Annotated in this window: 6 protein-coding genes; 3 read left to right on the plus strand and 3 right to left on the minus strand. The window is 77.2% G+C overall.

All coding sequences use genetic code 11. The features are described 5' to 3' along the window. Positions 1–166 precede the first annotated feature (166 nt). Complete coding sequence (locus tag ACFVVX_RS34140; protein ID WP_387951478.1) at positions 167–11,173, minus strand: MupA/Atu3671 family FMN-dependent luciferase-like monooxygenase; 11,007 nt, start codon at positions 11,171–11,173, stop codon at positions 167–169. An 87-nt stretch (positions 11,174–11,260) separates the two neighbouring features. Beyond that, on the minus strand, positions 11,261–12,718 hold the full coding sequence (locus ACFVVX_RS34145; protein WP_387951480.1) for a helix-turn-helix domain-containing protein: 1,458 nt from the start codon (positions 12,716–12,718) through the stop codon (positions 11,261–11,263). A 270-nt stretch (positions 12,719–12,988) separates the two neighbouring features. On the opposite strand from ACFVVX_RS34145, the gene ACFVVX_RS34150 reads away from it, so the two are divergent. The 3 genes from ACFVVX_RS34150 (at position 12,989) to ACFVVX_RS34160 (ending at position 22,657) form a co-directional block, all read left to right on the plus strand. Further along, positions 12,989–16,591, plus strand: coding sequence for a BTAD domain-containing putative transcriptional regulator (locus ACFVVX_RS34150; protein ID WP_387951482.1), 3,603 nt, complete (start codon positions 12,989–12,991; stop codon positions 16,589–16,591). A 262-nt stretch (positions 16,592–16,853) separates the two neighbouring features. Beyond that, positions 16,854–19,847 (plus strand): condensation domain-containing protein, encoded by a 2,994-nt coding sequence (locus ACFVVX_RS34155; RefSeq protein WP_387951484.1) that lies wholly within the window; start codon positions 16,854–16,856, stop codon positions 19,845–19,847. Between the two features lie 59 nt (positions 19,848–19,906). Next, positions 19,907–22,657 (plus strand): AAA family ATPase, encoded by a 2,751-nt coding sequence (locus tag ACFVVX_RS34160; protein ID WP_387951485.1) that lies wholly within the window; start codon positions 19,907–19,909, stop codon positions 22,655–22,657. A gap of 28 nt (positions 22,658–22,685) precedes the next feature. Here ACFVVX_RS34160 and ACFVVX_RS34165 read toward each other — a convergent pair whose 3' ends face one another. Further along, the gene (locus ACFVVX_RS34165) at positions 22,686–23,462 is read right to left on the minus strand and encodes a class I SAM-dependent methyltransferase (RefSeq protein WP_387951487.1); all 777 of its coding nucleotides are present in this window, start codon (positions 23,460–23,462) and stop codon (positions 22,686–22,688) included. Positions 23,463–23,469 lie beyond the last annotated feature (7 nt).

Genomic DNA, 23,469 nt, shown 5'->3' on the forward strand with positions numbered 1-23,469 from the left:
GGCGGCTCGCTGCCGAATGGCCGAACGCGCGATATCGCCGCGCCCGCGTCGGGAATGGCCCGACGCGAAAGCCCGACGCGAAAGCCCGACGCGAAAGGCGGAGGGTCGGCGGGCAGCGCAGGGCGTGCCCCGGCCCTCCCACCGGGGTGCCCTGCGCGGCCCGTCGTCAGCCGTCCTCGCCGGCGGTCCGCTCCAGGGCCGAGGCGAGGTCGGCGGCCCAGCGGGTGACGGTGTCGGCGTGGAAGAGGTCGGTGCTGTACTCGAACCAGAGGCGGATGCCGTCCGGGCCGGGTTCGGCGCGGATGTAGAGGTCGGTGCGGGACACGCCGGCGCTGGGCAGGGTGCGGAGCTCGGTGCGCAGGCCGGGCAGGTCGACGGCGGGCCGGGTGGGGTCGGCCACGGTCAGCATCACGGTGTCGAGCGGGGGTTCGCCCTCCTTCGGGGGCGCGACGGCGGCGAGCACCTCGTCCCAGGCCAGGGCCTGGTGTTCGAGGGCGGCGAACAGCGACCGCGTGGTGCGGGCGAGGGCTGCGTCGAAGGGGACGTGCGGGTTGGCCGACAGCCGCAGGGGCACCGGGCCGCCGAGCATGCCGACGGTGTGGAAGTGGGCCGGGTCCGGGCGGTTGGCGCTGGACAGGGCGAGGACCAGGTCGGACTGGCCGCAGAGCTCGCCCAGCCAGCGGGCGCACACGGTGGCCAGCAAGGCGGCCAGGGTGCTGCCCTGTTCGGCGGCCAGGCGGCGCAGCCGCTCGGTCGCGGCGGCCGGCAGGGTGGTGCCGACCACGGCTCCGCGGCCGGAGGGCCGGGCGGGGCGGGGGAGGTCCCGGGGGAGTCGCGGGCCGCCCGGGTCCCCGGCGAGTTCGGCCCGCCAGAAGCGTTCCAGGCCGGCGCGGGCGGTGCCGGAGGTCTGCCGGGTGCGCCAGGCCACGTAGTCGCGGTACGGCACCGGGGGCTCGGGCAGGACCGGTGCGGAGCCGGTGCGGGCCGCTGCGTAGAGGGCGGGCAGTTCGGACAGCAGGAGGGCCAGGGACCAGCCGTCGACGACCAGGTGGTGGAAGGTCAGGACCAGCGTCCACGTGTCCTCGCCGAGGCGGGCGATCCCGGCGCGCCACAACGGCGCCCGGTCCGCGCGGAACGGCCGGTCCGCCAAGCCCCGGCACCAGGCGTCCACCTCGTCCGGGCCGACCGACGCCACCCGGACCTCCGGCCGGGCCTCGGCCGGGATCTGCCGGCGGGGCCCCTCGGCGGTCTGCGTGAACCGGCTCCGCAGGGCGTCGTGGCGCCGGGCCAGCAGCCCGAGGGCGTCGGCCAGGGCCTGCGGATCGAGCTCCCCGGCCAGGTCGAGGCGGACGCTCGCGTTGCAGACCTCCGGCCGCGGATGCGTGAGGTGCCGCCGCCACATCCGCAGCTGCACACCGGACAGTTCGACGTCCTCCTCGGCCGGGGACGGCAGCCGGCGGGCCAGCGCCCGGACGGTCGGCTGCCGGAGGAAGCCGGAGAGGGAGCACTCCAGGCCGAGCTCGTCCCGGAGCCGGCCGAGCAGCCGGACCGCGCTCAGCGAGTGACCGCCGACGGCGAAGAAGGACCGGTCGAGAGGCACCGAGCCGAGGCCGAGCTGCTCGCACCAGACGGTGTGCACGGCGCGTTCCGCCGCCGTCAGCGGCTCGGGGCCGCCCTCGGCTCCTCCCGCGGCGTCCCCCTCGCCGCCGGACCAGTCGGGCTCCGGCAGGGCGGCCAGGTCGTGCTTGCCGGCGGCGTTGAGCGGCAGCCGGTCCAGCCGGACCCAGGCGCTGGGGACGAACGGGCCGGGCAGCCGGGCGGCGAGCCGGGAGGCGACCTCCGCCGGCCCGGTGCCGGGGCCGAGCGACAGGTAGCCGACCAGCCTCGGCCCGCCGTCGGGACCGGTGCGGACCACCACCTCGGCGTCGCGGACGGCCGGCAGGGCGAGCAGCGCCCGGCGGGTCTCGGCCGGCTCGATCCGGACGCCCCGGATCTTCACCTGCTCGTCGCGCCGGCCGAGGTGGCGCAGCTCCCCGGTGGCCGTCCAGCGCCCCAGGTCCCCCGTCCGGTAGAGCCGGGAACCGGGCGCCAGCGGGTCGGGGACGAAGGCGGCCGCGCTCTCGCGGGGCCGGCCGAGGTACCCCAGGGCCGGCGCGGCGCCGCCCGCGTGGATCTCGCCCACCGCGCCGAGCGGGACCCGCCGCCCGGACCCGTCCAGCAGCCGGACCACGACCCCGGCCACCGGCCGGCCGACGGCCGGGGCGTCGTCGCCCGGGTCCACCCGGTGGGAGGTCACCATCATCGACGCCTCGGTCGGACCGTACTCGTTGAAGAGGGCGCAGCGCGGGTGCGCGGCCAGGAAGCGGCGCAGGGCCGGGGTGGGCAGCAGCCGCTCGCCGACCGAGACCAGCTCGCGCAGCGCGGGCAGTTCGGGTTCGGCCTCCATCAGGTGGGCCAGGGCGCTCGCGGTGAGGCAGAGCCGCTGGACACCGTTCCCGCGGACGGCCGCGGCCATCGCGTCGGCGTCGTACCGGACCTCCTCGGACAGCAGCACCAGGGCCGCGCCCGAGCCGAGGGTGGTGAAGACCTCGAAGAGGCTGAGGTCGAAGCCGGCGGAGGCCCACTGGAGGGTCCGCAGCCGCGGACGGGTCCGGCGGAACCAGCGGAACAGGCTGACCGGTCCGCGGTGCGGCAGGAGCACGCCCTTGGCCCGGCCGGTGGAGCCGGAGGTGTAGAGGCAGAGCGCCGGGTCGTCGGGGCCGCCGGCCGGGGCCGGGGCCGGGGCCGGGGCCGGGGCCGGGGCTGGGGCGGGACGCGGGTCGGCAAGGGGTCCGGCGGTCTCGGCGGTCTCGGCGGGCTCGGTGGGCTCGGCGTCGAGGTCGAGGACCCGCAGCCCGGGGACGGCGGCGCGCAGGCCCGCCGGTTCCGCCGCGGCGGTGGTGACCAGCAGCACCGCCCCGCTGTCCGCCAGCATGTGCGCCAGCCGGGCGGCGGGCTGGGCGGGATCCAGCGGCAGCAGGACGGCGCCGGCCTTGAGCACGGCCAGCACCGCCGACACCGCGGCCACGCCGCGCGGCAGGCACACGGCCACCACCGCCCCCGTGACCTCGGCCCCGGCGCGGAGCCGGGCGGCCAGTGCCTCGGCGGCCAGGTCGAGTTCGCGGTAGCTGACCGGGGGCCCGGCGTCGACCACCGCCGGCGCCGCGGGCGTGCGGCGGGCCTGCCGTTCGAACGCGTGGTGCAGCAGCTCCGGGCGGTCCGGCAGCTCCGCGTGGTCCGGCAGCCCGCCGGGCGGGGTGTCCGGGTGGTTCTCGAAGCCGGCCAGGACGCGGGCCTCGGCCGCGGGCGGCGCCGTGAGGTCGGACAGCCTCCGGCCGACGGGATCCCCGGCGCCGAGCTCAAGCACCTGCTCCACGTAGTCCAGGATCCGGCGCACGGTCTCCGCCGCGAACAGCGCCGCGTCGTAGTGCGCCAGACAGTGCAACAGGCCGTCGCGGTACGACAGGCAGAGGCTGAGGTCGAAGGGAGCCCGTCCGTTGGGCAGATCGACCGGCTCGCCGTGCAGCGGGCCCGCGTCGAACCCCGGCTCGGCCGGGCCCTCGTACTCGACCATCACCTGGAACAGCGGGTTGCGGCCGGCCCCGCGCTCGGGGTTGACCGCGCGTACCAGCTCGTCGAAGGGCACGGCGTGGTCGTAGGCGTCGGTGCTGAGCGTCCTGATCCGGTCCAGCAGCTCCGCGAAGGCCGGGTCCCCGGCCAGGTCGAGGCGCAGCGGGACGGTCTCCACGAAGAAGCCGATCGTCCCGTCGCAGTCGGCGGGGCGGTTGCCCACGGCCGTACCGAGTACCAGGTCGTCCTGCCCGCCGAACCTCGCCAGGACGGTGCCGACGGCGGCCACGACGGCCATGAACGGCGTCGCCCCCTGGTGCCGGGCGAAGCCGCGCAGGGCCTGCCGGGTGGCGGGTCCGAAGGTGTGCGAGAGCCAGGCGGGGACCGGGGGGCGGTCCGCGCGCGGCCGGTCGGTGGGCAGCGCGGGGGCCGGGGCGTCGCCCAGCCGGTGGCGCCAGTAGGCGAGCCGGGAGGGGTCGGCCGGCTCCCGCTCCGGCGGCCGGGCGGGCAGGGCGGGGAGCGGCGCGGGCGGGTGCGGCCACGTGCACAGATGAGCGGCCAGGTCCCGCCCCAGGATGTGCAGGGAGGCGGCGTCGAACACCAGATGGTGGGTCAGCAGCAGCAGGACGTGTCGATCGGCGGACAGCCGGAGCAGCCGGGCCCGGACCAGGGGCGCCCGGGCGAGGTCCAGCGGTTCGGCACCGAGCTCGGCGAGGTGCTCGGCCACCGCGTCCTCCTCGGAGCGGCCGGAGCAGTCCAGCAGCGGACAGGCCAGGGCGGCCTGCGCCCGGACCACCTGCCGCGGCTCCCCGTCGCGTTGCCGGAACGCGGTGCGCAGCGCAGGCTGCCGCCGCACCACCAGGTCGAGCGCCGAGCTCAGGGCCGCCGGGTCCAGCGGGCCGTCCAGCCGGATCGCCCGCGGTTCCAGGTAGTCGGTGCTGCCGGGGTCGAGCTGCTCGATGAACCACACACCGCGCTGTGCGGGTGAGAGCGGGAACTCTGCCTCTGCCTCTGCCTCGGCCTCGGTCTGGGACGCGGTCGCGGACTCGGCCGGGCCGGTCGCGTCGGCGGCGGAGGAGGTGAACCGGCGCCGCAGCTCGTCGAGGCGGACCAGCCCGTCGAGCACCCGCTCGCGGCTCAGGCCGAAGTCGACGAAGCCGGCGATCTCGTCCACCCCGGCGGCCAGCAGGCGGGCCACCACGGGGGTGGCGCTGTCCACGGTGCCGATCAGCGCCCGGCCGTCGCAGTACTGCTCGTAGGCGCGGTGCAGGAGGAAGTCCAGGTCCTCGGGCGGGGTGTGCTCCAGGTCGACGGCCATCCCGAGGCTGTTGGCGAACTGGCCCAGCAGGGCCATCGACGACCGCAGGTAGGCGCAGAAGGGGTCGCGGGCCTCGGCCCTGGCCTGGTCCCGGTCGGTGCCGAGGAAGGTGTGGAGCAGGACCACCACCCGGCCGGCGGCGGGGTCCAGTCCGGCCTCGGCCCGGGCGGCGCGGTAGAGCGCGATGTTCTCGGCGAGCTGCTCCACGGACTGCGACATCAGGTTGGTGACGACCCCCAGCCCGTTCCGGGCGGCGGCACGGTAGCTGTCCGGGTTCTGCGCCACCGCCACGAACAGCGGGGGCTCGGCCTGCACCGGCCGGGGGAACAGCGCCACGTCGACGGGCTTGCCGTCGCCGGCCGTCGCGCCGACCGACGCCCCGGACCAGAGCGCCCGCACCGTGTCGAGCCGCTCGTACATCAGCTCCCGGTGCCGCCCGAAGCCCTCGGGGGCGAGTGCGAAGTCGCGTGCGTGCCAGCCGGATGCCACGCAGAGACCGGCCCGGCCGTCCGAGAGGTTGTCCACCACGGACCACTCCTCCGCCACCCGGACCGGGTGGTGCAGCGGCAGGACGACCGAGCCCGCGTGCAGCCGGATCCGGGAGGTGCGGGTGGCGAGCGCGGCGGCGAGCACCGAGGGGTTGGGGAAGAGGGCGCCGAACGAGTGGAAGTGCCGTTCGGGCAGCCAGACGGTGTGGAAGCCCTGCCGGTCGGCGTACGTGGTGGCGTCCAGGACCAGGTCGTACTTGTTCCGGCTGTCCTGGTCCGGATAGTCGCCGAAGAAGTAGAGGCTGAAGTCGCAGCCTCGCCCCGAGGGGGACGGGGTCGGGGTCGGGGCCGGCAAGGGTGAGGGCGAGGGCGGCGACGGGAGCGGGGCCGGGGCCGGGGGCGGTGGCGCCGAGGGTGGTGTCGCAGCGGCTCCCAGGACGGCGAGTTGGCGCTCGACCAGGTCGACCACCCGGTCCGTGAGCCGCAGTTGCTGGGCGATGAGCGCCTGGACCGGGTCGGCCGGAACGGAATCGGCGGCGGGAACGGCAGCGGCAATGGCGGCGGGAACGGGAGCGGCGGCGGCCGGCCGGTGGGACCGCAGCGCGTCGGCCAGCTTGCGGGGCGTGTCCAGGGAGTCGAACAGGTCGCGCAGCGCCACCCGGGTGCCGAAGCGGTCCGCCAGCTCGCGGCCCATCGCGGCGAGCGTCAGCGAGTCCGCGCCGAGCCGGACGAACGTGTCGTCGGGTGCCACCTCACCCGTGGTGCAGCCGAGATGGCGGGCCGTCAGGGCGACGACCCCGGCCAGGGACGTGTCGGGTGCGGCCGTCCCGGCGGGGCGGGGCGAAGGATCCCCGTCGTGGCGGGCGGCCTCCGGTTGGGCGGCCTCCGGTTGGGCGGCCTCCGGTTGGGACGGCTCCGGCCGGGGCGGCCTCGGTCCGGGGGAGGACGGTTCACGGGAGGAAGGCTCGCGGGAGTATGGGAAGTCCGTCCGGTGGAACGGGTAGCGCGGCAGCGGATCGGGCGGGAGCGCGCCCTCGCGCGGGAGGGCGAGCGGAGCGCCCAGACAGTACAGCGCGGCCTGTGCCATCGCGTCCCCCGACCCGGCCGGGAGGGCGCGCTGCTGGGAGGCGGTCCACGGGCGGTCCCGCGTGGTCCGGCGGCCCAGCCCGGCCAGCTCCTCGTCCGGTCCGATCGTCAGGTAGCCGCGGCAGCCGGAGGCCTCCAGCGCGGTCAGCAGCTGCCGGAACCGGACCGGCCCGCGGAGCTGGTCCGTCAGGTAGTCCGGCCCGACGACCGTGCCCGGCGGCAGGACGGTGCCGTCCAGCCCGCAGCCGAAGGAGGTGTGGACCGGCCGGTACTCGCACCGCTGCGCCTCGCGGCGGAACTCGGCCAGGACCGGGTCGAGCAGGGCCGAGTGGAAGGCCCGGTCCACCGGCAGCCTCCGCCAGGCCACCGCCTCGGCGTCGAGCAGGGCCGCGGCCCGGTCGACGTCCCCGGGCCGGCCGGAGAGCACCTGGCCGTCGGCCGCGTTCTCGGCCGCCACGGTGAGTCCGGTCGCCGCGGCGACCCGCCCGGCCAGGGCGCGATCGGCGCGCACGGCGAGCATCGCGCCGGGCTCGGTGGCCTGCATCAGCCGCCCGCGCAGCGTGGTCAGCCGGAGACCGGTCGCGGTGCTGATGCCGCCCGCGGCCCACAGCGCGGCGTACTCGCCGATGCTGTGGCCCAGCAGGTGGTCCGGTCGCAGACCGCGGCCGCGCCACAGTTCGGTGGCGGCCGCCTGGGCGGCGAACAGCGCGGGCTGGGCCAGCTCGGTGGGCAGCGGGCCGGGCGGTGCGGCCTCCAGCCGGGCCAGCAGCCCGGTGCCGGTGAGCCGGCGGAACTCCTCGTCGCACTCCGCGAGGAGGCGTCCGGAGGCGGGCCGCGTCCGCAGCAGGGCCAGCAGCGGCCTGGGGTCGCCTCCCTGGCCGGAGTAGGCGAAGGCGGTCGGGCCGAACCCCTCCGGGGGCACGCTGCCGCCGTGTCCCTCGGCGGTGGCGCCGGTGCGCTGCCAGGCGCCCAGCGCGTCGGCGAGTCCGGCCGCCGTCCGGCCGGTCACCGCGAGCCGGTGGGAGTACCTGGGGCGGCGGGCCAGTTCGGCCGCCACGGCGTCCAGTGGTGCCTGCGGCCGGGCGGCCAGCCAGCCGGACAGCTCCGAGGCCAGCTCGCGCAGCGCCTCGGGGTGCTGGGCCGACAGCGCCAGCACGACCGGCGGCCCACCGTCGGGGGTGCCGTCAGGGGCGTTGTCAGGGGCGTCGCCGGGCGCGCCGTCGCGGGCGCCGCCGGTCGGGGCGGCCTCGGGTGCCTCCTCCAGCACGACGAAGGCGTTGGTGCCGCCGACGCCGAGCGCGCTCACCCCGGCGCGCCGCGGTCCGGGACCGGCCGGCCAGGGGCGGGTGGCGGCGGCGAGGACGAACGGGCTGCCGGCCGGCTCCAGGGCGGGGTTCCAGGTGGTCGGGCCGGGCATGGCGACCAGGGTGCGGTGGCGCAGCATCAGCACCGTCTTGATCAGTCCGGCCATGCCCGCGCAGGTGTCCAGGTGCCCGATGTTCGCCTTGACCGAGCCGAGGGTGCAGAAGCCCGTCCGGCCCGTCGGGCTGCGCAGGGCGGCGGTGAGCGCGGCGAACTCGACCGGGTCGCCCAGCGGGGTACCGGTGCCGTGCGCCTCCAGGTGGCCGATGCCGTCGGCGGTCACACCGGCGCGGGCGAGGGCCCGGGTGATCACCTCGGTCTGCCCGGTCACGCCGGGCGCGCTGAAGCCGATCTTGGCCGCCCCGTCGTTGTTGACCGCCGAACCCGCGATGACCGCGTGGATCCGGTCGCCGTCCGCCAGCGCCCGGTGCAGCGGTTTGAGCAGGACGACGGCGACCCCGTTGCCGCCGACGGTGCCGTCCGCGGCGGCGTCGAAGGGGCGGCAGACGCCACTCGGGGACAGGACGCTGCCGGGGTGCAGCCGGTACCCGGAGTGCTGCGGCAGGTGCACCGCCGCCGCGCCCGCCAGCGCCAGCTCGGCATCGCCGTGCTGCAGGGCCTGGACGGCGAGGTGGACCGCCACCAGCGAGGACGAGCAGGCCGTCTGCACACCGACCGCGGGGCCGCGCAGGTTCAGCCGGTAGGCGACCCGGGACGCGAGGAAGTCCGGGGCCGCGCCCAGCGAGGACTGCATGGCGAGACCCGGGTCGGCGGGCGGGCGGCCGGCATCGCCCTGGTAGTCGAGCAGGTTCATGCCGGACCCGGCGAAGACGCCGATCCGCTCGCCCCGGGCGGGGTCGGCGTAGCCGCCCTCCTCCAGCGCGTGGTAGCTGCACTCCAGGAACAGGCGGTGGGCGGGGTGGGTGAGCGCCGCCTCGTGCGGGCTGACGCCGAAGAAGCGGTGGTCGAAGCCGGTGACGTCGTCGAGCACTCCGCCGAAGGGCCGCAGCCGGGGGTCCGCGGCCTCCTCGGGGGAGACGCCGGCCGAGGCCAGCTCGGCCTCGCCGAAGGTGGAGATGCGGGAGGTGCCGTCCGACAGGTCGGCCCAGAAGCCCTCCGGGTCCGAGGCCCCCGGGAAGCGCAGGGCCATGCCGATGACCGCGACACGCCGGTCGGGCGTCTCCGTCGGTGCTGCCGGCTGCGTTGTCGCGGCCGTGGTGGCTGCCGGGGTGGCTGCCGGGGTGGGGCCGGGGGCCGGGTGTGGCGGGGTGCCGCCGAGCAGGTCCAGCGCGGTCGCGAGGGAGGCGGTGGTGGGGTGCTCGAAGAGCAGGGTCCGGGGGAACTCGACGGCGAGGGCGCGCTCCAGCCCGACGTGCAGTCGGACCAGCGCCACCGAGTCGAGTCCCAGCTCGTGGAAGGGCGTCGCGTCGCCCGGGTCCTCGGAGGCCGGTCCGGGCCGGGCGGCGAGGACCTCGTGGACCGCTCGGCGGACGGTGTCCAGCGCGGTCCGCGGCGGCCGTGGCGCCTGCGGTGCCTGTGGCGGCGTCGGTGCCTGCGGCGGGTGCCCCGGGCCGGCGGCGAGCAGGATCTCGCGGGCGGCCCGGCGGAGCACCTTGCCGCTGGAGGTGCGGGGGAAGTCCCCGGCCGCCACCGGGAGGACGGCTGCGGCGGTCAGCCGGAGCCGGGTGAACAGCGCCGCGCGGATCTCCCGCGCGATCGCCTCGACCTCGCGCGCGGGGCCGTCGGGTACGGAGTCCTCGGGTACGGAGTCGTCGGGTGCGAACAGCAGGCCCAGGGCCTCGGTACCGCTCTGCGCACCGGGCAGGCCGCAGGCGGCCACCGCGCCGGCCAGGACGCCGTCGACGGAGGCCGCGACCTCCTCGATCTCGTGGCAGAGGTGGTTGTGGCCGTTGAGGATCACGATGTCCTTGTCCCGCCCGGTCACCACGAGTTCGCCGTTCCGGAGGAAGCCCAGGTCCCCGGTGTCCAGCCAGCTTCGGGGCGCCCAGTCACCCGTCGGGAAGGCCCGTTCGTCGGCGGCCGCGTCGTCGACGTAGCCCGGGGTCACCCGCGCCGAGCCGACCTGGAGGGTGCCGATCCGGCCCTCGGGCAGCACCGCGCCCTGCGGGTCGACGATCCGCAGCGTGGCACCCGGGGCCGGACGCCCGACCGACACGAAGTCCAGGCACTCCTCGTCCGGAGCCTCCGGTCCGGCGTACTCCAGTTCGCCCGCCAGACTGGCCCGGCGGATCCGGTGGGTGCTGCCCGGGGCGCCGAACCGGCCCATGGTGATGCCGGTGCAGGTCTCCGCCATGCCCCAGGCGGGCACGAAGGAGTCGCCCGGCAGCCCGAACCGGGCGGTCGCCGTCAGGAACCCGCGGACCAGCCCGGGAGTGATCTGCTCGCCGCCGCTGACCAGGGTGCGTACGGCGGAGAGGTCCAGGTCGGTCTCCGGACGCCTGGCCAGCGCGTCGCGGACCAGCTGGTAGCCGAACGCGGGGGCCCAGGAGTGGTTCACCCGGTGCCGGTCCATCAGGTCGAGCCAGTGCAGTGGGTCGGCCAGCACCAGGTCGGTGGGCACGTGGATCTGGGTGGTTCCGGTGAAGAGCGGCAGCAGGTGGTAGAGGAGCAGGGCGCCGCTGTGGTCGGTCGGGAGCCAGTTCAGCGCCGTTTCGCCGGGCTGCCAGCCGAGCAGCCGCCGCGAGCCGTGCCCGAACTCGGCGAGGCCCCGGTGGGTCAGCCGAGCGGCCTTCGCGGTGCCGGTGCTGCCGGACGAGAGCATCAGCAGGGCGGTCTCGGCGAGGTCCGGCCGGTGTGGGTCGGCGCCCTGGCGCCCGGTCAGGGCGCCGGGGTCGACGGCGGGTACCCCGGCCTCGGTGAGGGTGGCGACCCCGGCGGCGGAGGACAGGACCGCCGGGCGGCCGAGTCGCTGCCAGGCGGTGAGGAACCGGCCCTCTCCGGCGCGCAGGTGGGCGCTCTCCACCGGGTCGCTGATCGCCAGCGGCTGGACGCCCCCCAGCAGACAGGCCCAGAGGGCGGGGAAGAAGTCCGCCGGGGGCAGGCCGACGAGGATCGCCCGGTCCCCGGGGGCGAGGCCGTGCCGGCGCAGCCCGGTGAGCAACCGGCCGGCGGTGTCGAGGAGTTCCGGGTAGCGGACGGTGTGGGCCTCGCCGTGCCGGTCCAGGGTCACCAGTGCGGCCGAGGGGAAGCGAACCGCGGCCAGCCGCAGGAGTTCGGGCAGCGTACGGGGATCGTCGGCGGTGAGTTCGATGGGCTCGCCGTGGCTCAGCGCGAGTGGTATCCGGCTCATCAGGTCCCCCTTGGTCGGCCAGCGACCACGATGACACCACGGTGTGACCGGACCGTCAAAGGTCTGTTCGCGCCACCGAATCGGGCGTCAATTCGGCTTCTGCCCAAGAGGATCCGTGACTGTCGGCTTTGACTGGAAGCCTGTTTCCGTGACCGGCGGGACTCGTTGGTCGGTGAATTCGGCGGCCCCTTCGGCGGCCCCTTCGACGGGCCCCTCGCCGGGTGGCGGATCCGGCAGCCGGTGGCCGTGGCAGCGCAGCGCCTGCCGGAAGGCCCGGACGGCCGGTCCGTGGTCGCCGGCCCGGTGGAGCGCCGTGGCCAGCTCGGCCCAGGCGCCCGCGGCGCGGCGGCCGCTCGTCGCCCCGGCCAGCGCCTCGGCGGCCTGTCTCAGGGCGGCGCCGGCGGCTGCTGCCGCGTCCTCGTCGCCGGTGCCGGCCAGGGCCTCGGCGAGCAGCAGGAGGGCCCGGGCCCGTTCCGGGCCGGCCTCGGGCGGCAGGGCGGCGAGGGCGCGGTCGGCCAGCTCGCGGGCGGCGGCGGCCTGGCCGAGCAGCAGCTCGGCCCGGGCGGCCGCGACGGCGTGGGCGGCCCGGTCGGCGGGGGAGCCGTGATCGGCCAACGGTCTTGCGGTATCGGCCAGTTCGGCCCGGGCGGCGGCCGCGTCGGGCGGGTCCAGGCTGAGCAGGACCTCGGCGTGCAGGACGCGCAGCCGCCCGGCCACCCGCTCGTTCTCGCCCGCCGGCTGGGTCGCCAGCGCCCGCTGGAGCAGGGGCAGCGCGTCTCCCGGGTCGCCGCCCGCGTGTGCGGCGAGGCCGGCGCTCCAGTACGCGGCGCCGAGCGCTGCCGGGGTGCCGACCGACCCGGCGAGCCGGATCGCGGTGCCGGTGAGCTGCCGGGCGCGGTGGACGTCCCCCCGCTCGCAGTGGAGGGCGGCGAGGGAGGCCAGGAGCTCCACCCCCACCTGGGTCGGGACCAGCCCGAGCCGCTGCACCTCGGTCAGGGCGTCCTCGCCGAGCGTGATCGCGTGGTCGAGGTCGCCCAGCTCGCGGTGGCAGCGACAGAGCGCCACCGTGACGGCGAGCCGGGAGACCCGGCCCTGGGACTGCGCGGCGGAGGTCCGCAGCCGCTCGTAGCGGTCCACGGCCTCGGTCAGCCGGCCGGCCCGCTCCAGGGCGCGGGCGGCTCCCAGGTCGGCCGCGAGCCCGAGGTCCCGGAGGTCCGCGCCGGTGGCCCGCTCCCGTACGGACCGGTACCGGTCCAGGGCGGCCTCGGGGGAGCCGTCCCGCTCCAGCGCGGCGTCGGCGAGGCGGAGTTCGACCTCCAGCTCGCCGCGGTCGGCGCGGTCCAGGAGCCTGACGAGGTGCTCCGGGTCGGTGCCCAGCCGGGCGGCGAGCCGGATGAGGACGTCGGGTGAGGGTGTCCGCTTTCCGGCCTCCAGCAGGGAGATGTAACTGGGGGAGAAGTCCGGTCCGGCCAGGTCCGTCTGGGAGAGGCCCGCGGCGCGCCGGAGCCGCCGGATTCCCGAACCCAGTCGTTGCAGGTGTTCCACGGTGAACTCCCCCTGTGACTACGGAATGTGACTGAACCTAGTATGACCGTCTCCGTGGTCGCCCGCGCTGTTCCGCTCGACACGGATCGGCGGGAATCCGCGGGAATCCGTGCGGCCGTCCGTTGATCCGGGGGTTGAACGGATGTAGATCGCCGGGTGCGGGCGCGGGCGGCCGGTGGAGGAGGGGCGGGGGCGTCCGGGCGGCCGGGGATTCGTCCGCGGGAACCATTCGGGGACATGCCAAGTCCTGCATATATGAACGGAGAACAGGTGGACGAACGATGTTTCCAGGCACGCGAGCTCGGGTTCGGCGTGCTGGGATCCCTGCGGGCGCACTGCGGCTCGGTCCAGCTCGCGGTGGGGACCCCGCAGCAGCAGGCGATGCTGGCCGTGCTGCTCCTGAGCCCCAACGGATCCTCGACCATCGCCGGCCTGGTCGAGGCGCTGTGGGGCCAGTCGCCACCCGATGCCGCGGTCACCACCGTCCGGACCTACGCGTGGCGCTGGCGGCGGCTGATGGAACCGGACCGCTCCGTGGCACCGGTGGTCCTGGTGTCGGCCGGCGACGGCTACCGGCTGCTGATCCCGCCGGACGCTCTGGACCTCTGGCAGGCGGAGGAACTCGTGGCCAGGGCGGCCGAGGCCCGTTCGTCCGCGCGGTTGGAGCAGGCTGACGCCCTTCTCGAACAGGCCCTGGCACTGTGGCGGGGCGACCCGCTCGCCAGGATCCCCGGGCCGTTCGCGAAGCGCCAGCGGGCCCGGCTCACCGAGCTCCGGCTCACCCTGATCGAGCAGCGGCTCGACCTGGCGCTGGCGCTCGGCCGGCACGCCCTGGCCGTCCCGGACCTGACCGCCTTCGTCTCCGAGAACCCGCTGCGCGAGAGCGCCCACGGGCTGCTGATGCGGGCCCTGTTCGCGGGCGGCCGGCAGACCGAGGCGCTGCAGGTCTACCAGCGGATCCGCCAGCGCCTGATCTCCGAGCAGGGCCTGGACCCGGGCCCGGAGCTGACCGAGCTCCACCGCCGGGTCCTGGCCGGTGATCCCCTCCTGCTCGGTCCGGCGCGGGGGGAGGGCGGCGCCTTCGAGCCGGCCGGGCCGTCGGCGGCTGTGGCTGCGGCTGCGGCGGAGCCAGCGGAGGCAGCGGTGGCGCCGGAGCCGGAGGCGTCCGGGCCCGACGCGCGAACGGCCGCCCCGACCGCCCTGGCAGCCCCGCCAGCCCCGGCCGCCCCGCCCGCCCCGGCCGCCGACCGCCCGACCCCGCCCGCCGACGGACCCGGACGCGGGTTCCGGGCGCCGCTGCCCACGCCCGCGCAACTCCCCGCCGAGACCGCCGACCTGGTCGGCCGCACCGGGCCGGCGGCCCGGATGTGCGAGGCGCTGACCGGTGCCGGACGCGGCGCCCCGGCCGTCGTGGCCGTCGCCGGCATGGGCGGGGTCGGCAAGAGCGTGCTGGCCGTCCACGTCGCCCACCGCACCCGCCGGTGGTTCCCCGACGGGCAGTTGCACGCCGACCTCCGCGGTGTCGACCAGGAGCCGGCCGATCCGTCCATCGTGCTGGCCGACTTCCTGCTCGCCCTCGGCACCCCGGGGGACGCGATACCGGACGGGCTGGAGGCGCGGGCGGCCCTGTACCGGTCCTCCCTGGACGGCCGGCGCGTTCTCGTCCTGCTCGACAACGCCCGCGACGCCGCACAGCTGCGGTACCTGCTGCCGGGCTCGGCGGGCTGCGCGGTGATCGCCACCAGCCGGACCAGGCTGTTCGGCCTCCCCACCGACCTGGAGGTGGACCTCGACGTCTTCACCCCGGACGAGGCCCTCGAACTGCTCGGCCGGCTGGCCGGCCCGGAGCGGCTGCACCAGGAGCCCGAGGCCGCCGTCGACCTGCTGGCGACCTGCGGCTTCCTCCCGCTGGCGGTCCGGATCCTGGCCACCAGGCTGGCCTCCCGCCGGAGCTGGACGCTGGAGTCGCTGATCAGGCGGCTCTCGGACGAGCGGCGCCGGATCTCCGAGCTGCGGGTCGGCGACCTGGCCATCGAGGCCGCCTTCGAGCTGGGCTACCGCCAGTTGACCCCGGACCAGGCCCGGGCGTTCCGCCTGGTCTCCCTCGCGGACGGGCCCGACGTGGGGGTGTCCGCCGCCGCGGTGCTGGTCGACGCGGACGGGCCCGACACCGAGGAGCTGCTGGAGTCGCTGGTCGACGCGGCCATGCTGCAGAGCCCGGCCGCCGGGCGGTACCGCTACCACGACCTGCTGCGGGTGTTCGCCCGGCAGCGGGCCCGGGGCGAACGGCCCGGCGAGGCGGTCGCGGCCCGGACCAGGTGGCTGGACTTCCTGCTGGCCACCGCCTGTTCCGCGTTCCAGCAGGCGGTTCCCGGCGACCCGGTCAGCGGGATGCTCGGTCCGGCCCGCTCGGCCGGCGAGCCGCTGGCCGACGCCCGGGCGGCCCGCGCGTGGGCGGTCGCCGAGTTCGAGGGCGTGGTCGCCGCCGCCGAGGAGACCGCCCGCGGCGGGGACGAGTACGGCCGCCGTGCGCTGAGCGAGGCCACCGACCTGCTGATCGCCCTGACCCCGTTCGGCTGGGAGGTCCGGCACGGACTGCTGGCCCGCGGCGCCCGGGCCGTGCTGACGGCGGCGGCCCGGGTGGACGATGCCGGGACACTGGGCCGGGCCCGGTTCCTGAACGGCAACCTCGCCCTCCAGGCCGCCCGGCTCGCCGAGGCCGAGACCCACGCTCGGCAGGCGGTCGACCTGTGCCGGATCGCGGGGGACACCGCGATCCTCCGCCAGGCCCTCAACGACCTCGGGATGGTGGCGCAGTTCCAGCACCGCTACGACGAGGCGGTGGCCTGCTTCGACGAGGCGATCACGCTGGCCCACGAGCTCGGCCACCGCTCCGGGGCGATCGCGACGACGTTGAACGCCGCGCTGGCCCGGTCCTGCAGCGGGCGGGCCGACGAGGCGGTCGAGGCCTGCGAACAGGTGCTCGCGGAGCCGGACACCCGGTCCGACCCGGCCTCCGCCGGCTACGCCCTGTACGTGCTGGGCCTGGCGCTGCACCAGCTGGGCCGCCACGACGAGGCCGTCGCCCGGTACCGGGAGTGCATCGCGCTGTCCCAGCGGACGGGCATGCGGGGGCGGGAGGCCCGGGCCCGCTACCAGCTCGCCGACAGCCTGCGGGCGGTCGGCCGCACCCAGGAGGCCGTCGGCCACGCCGACACGGCGCTGCGGCTCTGCCGGGAGACCGGCGCCCGGCGGGACGAGGGCCAGGCCCTGCTGGCGCTGTCCCGGGCGCTGACCGCCCTCGGCCGCTCCGAGGAGGCCCGCCTCACCTGCCGGCAGGCTCTCGACCTGCTCCGGCGGCTGGACCTCCCGGAGGCGGCGCAGGCGCAGCGGCTGCTCGATGGGATGGGCGGCCCCGGGCGGACGGACGGACGGCCCGGGGCGGGCGCCGGCCCGTCACGCGCCGGCGAGCCGTACGGCTACTGCCGGAGCTGTCCCGGGGAGCAGCCGCGACCAGGCCCGGTCGAACCGGCCCAGGTCCAACCGGATCTGGTCGACCCGGCCCCGGCCGTCGAGGCCCCGGGTCACTTCTCCGCGGCCCTGCCGGTGCAACTCGCGCAGGAGCCCGTGGTGTTCCATTCGAGCGGGACCCCGCTGCGTCCCGGTGCCGGGGCGGCGGACACCGCCGAACCCCCGTCGACGGGGCCCGGGGCGCAGTACGCGGTGCCGAGGAGGAGCACGGCGCCGGACAGCAGGAGCGCCGCGGTGAGCCGGGTGCGGCGGGAGGGGATCGGGGAGCCGGCGGACATCGACGGGCACCTCTTTTCCGGGCAGGGGGCGGTGGACAGGAGGACTGTCGCAGAGTCCGCCTGACCGTCGATCAACTTCCGTTCAACGCGACGGACGCGGCCGGCGCCGGCCGACCCCTCGCGGCGGCCCGGCCACGCGCGCCGGCGCCGCCGGCCGGGGCGGCTGTTGAACGCGCGTCGATCCCCCGGAGGACCGCCGCCAGCACAATCGTGGCCATCGGGGGCCGCCGGAGCCGGATCCGCCGCCGCGGGCCCGCCCCGCAGCGTGCCGGGCCCGCCGCCCCCGGAACCCCGGCAGCATCGGCAGCACCCAGGAAGGACTGTGCGTGAACACCGCACCGCAGCACATCCCGCTCTCCGTTGGGCAGCAGGCCATGTGGGTGGCCTGGAAACGCGACCCGGCCCAGTGGACGCACATCATCCCGACGCCCTTCCTGGTGCAGGGCCGGATCGACCCCGACCGCCTGGCCCGGGCGGTGCGCGTCGTCGGCCGGGCCTGGCCGCACCTTCGCGGGCGGGTCGCCGAACACGGGGGCCGGCCGGTTCTGGACTGGTCCGGCGCACCGGAGATCCCGGTCCGCGAGTCGCACACCGAGGAGGCCCGCGAGGAGGCGGCGCGCCGCACCTGGCAGTCCCCGTTCGACCTGCGCACCGGACCGCTGGCCCGGGTGGACCTGCTGCACTGCCCGGACGGGACGGTGCTGCTGCTCGCCGTGCACCACCTCGTCTACGACGGCGCCTCCATCCTGCTGCTGCTCGACGCGCTGCGCCGCGCCTACGCGGACCTGCAGCCGCTGCCCGAGGCGCCGACCGGGCCGTCCGCCGCGTACGCGGAACGCTCCGGGGAGCTGGCCGACGGCCCGGCCGGAGACGGCCACCGGGCCTACTGGCGGGAGGCCTTGGACGGGGGCGCCCGGGACTTCCGGCTGCCGGCCGGCACCGAGCGGCCGCAGTACACCGTCGTCGCGCAGACGCTCCCGGCGGACCTGGCGGCCCGGCTGCGCGAACGCGCGGCCCAGCTCGGCATCTCGTACACCGCCGTCCTGCTGGGCGGGTACTTCGCGCTGCTCTCGCGCTGCACCGGATCGGCCGAACCGCTGGCGTTCGTCCCGTACCACGGGCGGTCCGACGCCGCGCTGAGGGACAGCGTCGGCTACTTCGTCAACACCCTGCCGGTGCGCTGCCGGGTCGGCGGGTCCGACTCGTACGCGCAGCTGCTGCCCCGGGCGTACCGCCGGCTCAAGGAGGCGCTGTCGCACGGGGACCTGCCGCTGCCCGCCATCATGCGGGCCGCGGGCCTGACCGGCCCGCAGGCCCAGGCCAGCACCCACCAGACGGTGTTCCAGCTGTGGGACGCCACCACCCGGGACGGGGTGGACGTGCAGCGGGTGCGGCTCACCGGTCCGGACACGGACGCGGTGCTGAGCCTCCAGCCGATGGAGAGCACCGCCGGGTTCACCCTGGCGGCGATGGTGCGCAAGGACAGCGCCGGAACGCACCTGCTGTGGAAGGACCCGCAGGGGGCCTGCGGGCCGACGCTGGTCTCGGCGATGGTGGACGACTACGTCCGGATCCTGCGGGACATCGCCGACGATCCGGGCACCGCGGTGGCGGCCACGCCCGTCCGGGCCACCGGGGCCGTACGGGCGGCGGGCGACTTCGGCAATGGCGGCCAGGAAACTGACGGTCAGGGTGACGGTGGCCCGGGCGTCGACGCCACCGGCCTGGACACGGCGACGCTGGCCGCGGTCACCGCCATCTGGGAGGAGGTGCTGGGCTTCGGCCCGATCCGTACCGAGGACTCCTTCTTCGAGCTGGGCGGCCATTCGCTGCTCGCCGACGCGCTGGTGGCCAGGGTCTGCGAGCAGTTCGGGACGGACCTCTCGCTGAAGACCCTGTTCGACTCCCCGCGGCTGGGGGAGTTCACCGCCGAGGTGCAGCGCGCGGCGGAAACGGCCGGGGCCGGGGCCGCGGCTCCGGAGCCGCAGGCGGATCCGGAGCCCGGGCCGTCGGACGGCTGGGCCGCACTGCCGCACCGGATGAGCCTGGGCGTGCGCCGGGGCGACCTCGTCGGCGGCAGCGCACCGGTCAGCGTCATCTGCAAGGTCTTCCGGTTCGCCGGGGCCTCGGTCGACCCGGCCCGGCTGGAGCGGGCGGTGGCGCTGGCGGTCCGGGTCAACCCGGCGCTGCGCAGCGGCTACCGGGACGACCCGGCGGCCGGCCCCCAGTACCGCGAGGAGCCGTGGACGCCGACGCTCGACCTGGTCGACCTGGGCGACGCGGACTGGGACGGGCTGTGCGCGGCGGCCCGCCGGATCGCGGACCGGGAGCTGGCCGAGGCCGGTCCGGCCGAGGCAGGCCCGGACGGCGACGGGCGGCGGCGCCACCTGCGGGTGGTCTGCGTCCGCCGGACGGAACCGGGCTTCGCCGTGGTGCTGAGGATCGACCACGCGGTCTGCGACGGCCTGTCCTACACCCGGTTCCTGGAGGACGTCGGCGCCGCGTACACCGCCGGGGAGGAGGCCTTCCTGCGGACCCGCGACCGGCCCTCGCTGGCGGCGGTCGCGGCCGCCGAGCGGCGGGTGCTGGACAGCGACCACACCCGGGACCTGCTCGACCTCTGGCGCAAGCGGCTGCCCACCGGGGTCCCGCCGGTGCTGCTGGGCGACGACTCCCCGTGGCCGGCCGGCCCGGTACCGGCGGCCTCGGTGCCGTTCACGGTCGGCGGCGAGGCCTACCGGCGGCACACCGAGCAGGCCCGGCGCCACCGGGTGACGAGCTTCGTCCTGGCGGGCGCCAAGGTCCTGCACGCCATGCGGCCCAGCGTCCGCAACGAGGAACTGGCCTTCTACTGCCCGTTCCCCGGCCGCTACGTGCCCGAGGCCGGGGAGGTGATGGGGAACTTCGTCAACCTGCTGCCGGTCCTCGTGGACACGCCGCGCGAGGGGAGCCTCGAAGCGACCGTGCAGGCCGTGCACGAGGGCGTGCGCTGGGCCCTGATCCACCAGAACGTCCCCTCGGACCGGGTGACGGAGGCGCTGCGCGGCGTCGGCCGGCCCGGCGCCGACCCGGCCGTGCCCGCCCGGGCCCTCTTCCTGGCCGGCAACCCGCCGGAGGCCTTCACGCTCGGCGGCCGGACCGGTGAGGCGGGCCTGCCCGAGCTCGACCGGGCGCTGTTCGACCTCAGCCTGTGGGTCACCGACACCGGCCGTGAACTGCGCGGCCTGGTCGTCCACCGGCGCGACCTGATCTCCCGGCCGCAGGTCGAGGAGTGGCTGTCCGCGCTGCACGAGCCGGTCCGGCCGCCGACGGGGCACTGACCGCCACCGGGCCGCGCAGGCCCGCCCTACGCCGACACCTCGTCGCTTGGAGAGCCAGGATGTTCGTGGAAGAAGTCGACCGGCAGCCCGGGGCCCGGCAGCCGACCGGAGCGCACACCGGGTCCACCGGACCGGCCCTGGTCGGGCGGGAGCTCCAACTCGCCGAGGTGGAGCAGGCCCTGACCCGGGCCGAGGGCGGCCGCGGGGCCGTGGTGTGCCTGGCCGGGCTGCCGGGCGCGGGCACCTCGGCCGTCCTGGAGGCCTCGGCGGACCGCGCCCGGCGGCGGGGCTTCACCGTCCGCGAGGCCGCCGCCGGGCCGCACCAGCAGGACTACCCGTACGGTGTCGCCCGGCAGCTCCTCGGGCACCGGGCGGCCGGCCCGTCCCTGCCGGACACCCCGGTGGACCCGGCCGCGGAGCGCGCCGCCGTGGAGCGGCTGCAGGAGGCGGTGCAGGAGCTCGTGTCCGACGCGCCGCTGCTGCTCGCCGTCGACGACGTCACCTGGGCCGACCCGCAGTCGCTGCGCTGGCTGCACTACCTCAGCCGCTGCCCCGTCACCACCCCGGTGGTGCTGCTGGTGACCCGCTGCCCGGCCGAGCGCGGGTCCGCAGCCGGGCCGCTCGCCGACCTGCTCGCGCGGGCCCGGCACGTCCCGGTCCCGGAGCTGACCGGGCCGCAGGCGGCCCGGCTGGCGGCGGCCCGCGGCGGCTCGGCCGGGCCCGCCCCGGAGGCGCTGCGGGACGCCGGCGGCAACCCGGCCCTGCTGCGGGTCCTGCTGGACTCGGAGGAGAGCGGGCCGCCGCTGCCGCCCGGGGCCGGCGTCCGCGCGGTGGAGCCGGCCGTCCGGATGGTCGAGCGCCTGCGGCGCCAGTCGCCGGACGCCGCGGAGTACGCCCGCTGCCTGGCCGTCCTGGAACCGGCCGCACCGCGCCTCGTCGGCGAGGTCGCGGCGCTCTCCGGGACGGACGCGGAGCCGCGGCGGGTGCTGACGGCGATGGGCGTGCTGGCGGCGGACGGTACGGGGTTCCGGCACCCGCTGCTGCGGGACGGCGTCCGCGCGCTGGTCCCCGACGCCGAACGGGCCCGCTGGCAGGCGGAGGCGGCCGTGCGGCTCTACCAGCAGTGCGCGCCGCCCACCGAGGTGGCCCGGCGGCTGCTGGCGGGTGCGCCGGTGCGGCTGCCCTGGGTGGCGCCGCTGCTGCGCCGGGCCGCCGCGGACGCCCCGCTGGACGACACCGCCCTGCCGGTCGCCTGCCTGCGCGCGGCCCTGGAGCAGCCGCTGGAGGACACCGAGCGGTCGGAGGTGCTCTGCGAGTTGGCGTTGGCGGAGGCCGGGGAGGAGCCGGTCCGGGCCCTGGTCCGACTGGACCGGGCGCTCGACGCCTCCGCCGGGCGGGCCCACGCCGAGCGGTTGGCCGCCACCGCGGCCCTGATCGTCTACGAGGCCCAGGCCCCCGAGGGCGTCGCGGTGCTGGCCCGCACGGCCCGGACCATGTTCGGGGACGCCTGCGGACGGCCGCGTGACCGTACGCCGGCACCCGCCCCGGGCGCCGACCCGGCCGCGGGCGCGGTGGCCGGGCTCCGGCTGCTGACCCGGGGCGCCGCGAACGGCGCCGGCGTCGGCGCGTCCGGCCGACCGCACGGCGCCCCCGCACCGTACCCACCGGTGGACCTCGGTGGGACGGGACCGTCCGCCGTGCAGCGGGCGCTGGCGCTGCTGACGGCCGCCGATCCGGCGCCGGCCGCGGGCCGGCCGGCGGACTGGGCGCGGCTCGGCCCCGGTGCGGCCGGCTGGGAGCACGAACTGCTGGTCAACGCACTGCTGTTCACCGGCGACACGGACACCGCGCTGGACCGCGCGCAGCAGGCGCTGGAGCACGCGCTGCGCCACCGCGCCGAGGACGACGCGGCGGCGGGGCACGTCCTGGTGGCGCGGGTGCGGCTGGCCCGCGGCGAGGAGGGCCCGGCCGCCGAGCACGCCCGGATCGCGCTGGACGCGGTGCTGGAGTGCCACGGGCTGCGCTCCCGGACGCCGTGGGCGCTGCGGAGCCTCGCGCTCTGGACCGACCTGGAGGTCCGCGGCGGACGGCCCGACACCGCCCGGGCGGTGCTGGAGCGCTACCGGCTGGCCGGGCGGCTCCCGTCGACCGCGGGCGGGCTGGCGCTGCGGCTGGCCCGGGGCGGACTGCTGCTGGCCGAGGACGCGCCGCAGGAGGCCCTGACCGATCTGCTGGACTGCGCACGGCGCCTGACCTCGGTGCATCCGGCGCACCGACCCCTCCTGCGCTGGCGGCCGTCCGCGGCGCGGGCCCTGCGCGCGCTCGGCCGGGCCGAGGAGGCCGCCGCCTGCGAGCGGGAGGACCTGGACGCCGGGCCGGCGCCGACGGGGGCGCACCCCGGAGCCGGGAGCCCGACCCTCCTCGTGCCGCGGGTCCGGTCGGGCGAGGGCCGCACGCCCGGCATGGTCGGGCACGGCTGGGCGCTGACCGCGCACGAGCGCCGGGTGGCCGAGCTGGCGGCGAACGGCCTGTCCAACCGCGAGATCGCCGAGCGGCTGACGGTGACCCAGCGGACGGTCGAGTTCCACCTCACCAACGTCTACCGCAAGCTCGGCATCTCCCGGCGCACCCAGCTGCACGCCTCCCTGGGGGGCCGGCCGGTGGCCGCGGAGCGTCCGGCGATCCGGCGTCCGCCCTGGTCGGCGGTCCCGGCGGACGCCCCCGCGGGCCCCGGCTTCCGGGGGGCGGCGCGGGGTCGCTCGGCCCTCCCGCGCCCCGTCCCGGCCCGACCCCGCCGGGCCGCGGGCTAGGGTCCGGCCGGATCCGCCGCGGCCGGGGTCAGGCGGGCTTGGTGCCGACCGCGAGCACCATCGGGGCGTGCGTCGCCTCGGGCGCCGCGTCGCCGCCGGGCAGCGGTACGACGGGCGCCCCCAGGGCCAGGGCGTCGGCCAGGACGGGCGTGCGGACGTCGACCCCGGCGAAGCCGGCCCCGGTCAGGACCTCGCGGTAGACGTCGAGCGGCCAGTGGTAGTCCTCGATCTCCAAGGTGTCGGCCGAGCCGAAGAGCTGGACCCGGCGGGTCTCGCCCGGGGCGTAGCGGCGCCCGGGCTCGCCGGTGCGGAAGGTGGCGAAGCGGATCCCGACGGTCTCCGGGTTGGAGTCCAGGACGGCGTAGCGGGCGCCCGGCCGCAGCACCCGGTACACCTCGGCCGTGACCTCCCGGACGGTCTCCAGGTCGCCGATGTTGATGAAGACGAAGCAGGACATGGCGGCGTCCACCGAGTCGTCCGGCAGGAACGACAGGTCGGCGCTCTCGATCCGCCGGTAGTGCACCCGCTCGTGGGTGCGCCGCTCCGCGGCGATGCCCAGCATGTGCGGGGAGATGTCGACGCCGGTGACCCGCAGGGCCGGGTGGGCCCGCGCGGCGAGCAGCGACACCCGGCCCGGGCCGCAGCCGTAGTCGAGGAGGTGGCCGGGACCGGAGGGGTCGAGGCCGGACGGGTCGAGGCCGAGTGCGCGGAACACCAGCGGGAAGCCGACGGCCTGCTCGGTGAGGTCGTCGTAGGCGTTGAAGTCGGTTGCCAGTTCGGCGTCCGAGGACCAGTTCTGGCCCATGGGGATC

This window comes from Kitasatospora sp. NPDC058170 (genome assembly GCF_042883905.1).
Lineage (GTDB): Bacteria > Actinomycetota > Actinomycetes > Streptomycetales > Streptomycetaceae > Kitasatospora.

Bases quoted from the DNA above. Each gene is read 5' to 3' on its own strand.
- ACFVVX_RS34140 (WP_387951478.1), bottom strand. From the start codon at position 11,173: ATGAGCCGGATACCACTCGCGCTGAGCCACGGCGAGCCCATCGAACTC.
- ACFVVX_RS34160 (WP_387951485.1), top strand. From the start codon at position 19,907: ATGTTCGTGGAAGAAGTCGACCGGCAGCCCGGGGCCCGGCAGCCGACC.
- ACFVVX_RS34165 (WP_387951487.1), bottom strand. From the start codon at position 23,462: ATGGGCCAGAACTGGTCCTCGGACGCCGAACTGGCAACCGACTTCAAC.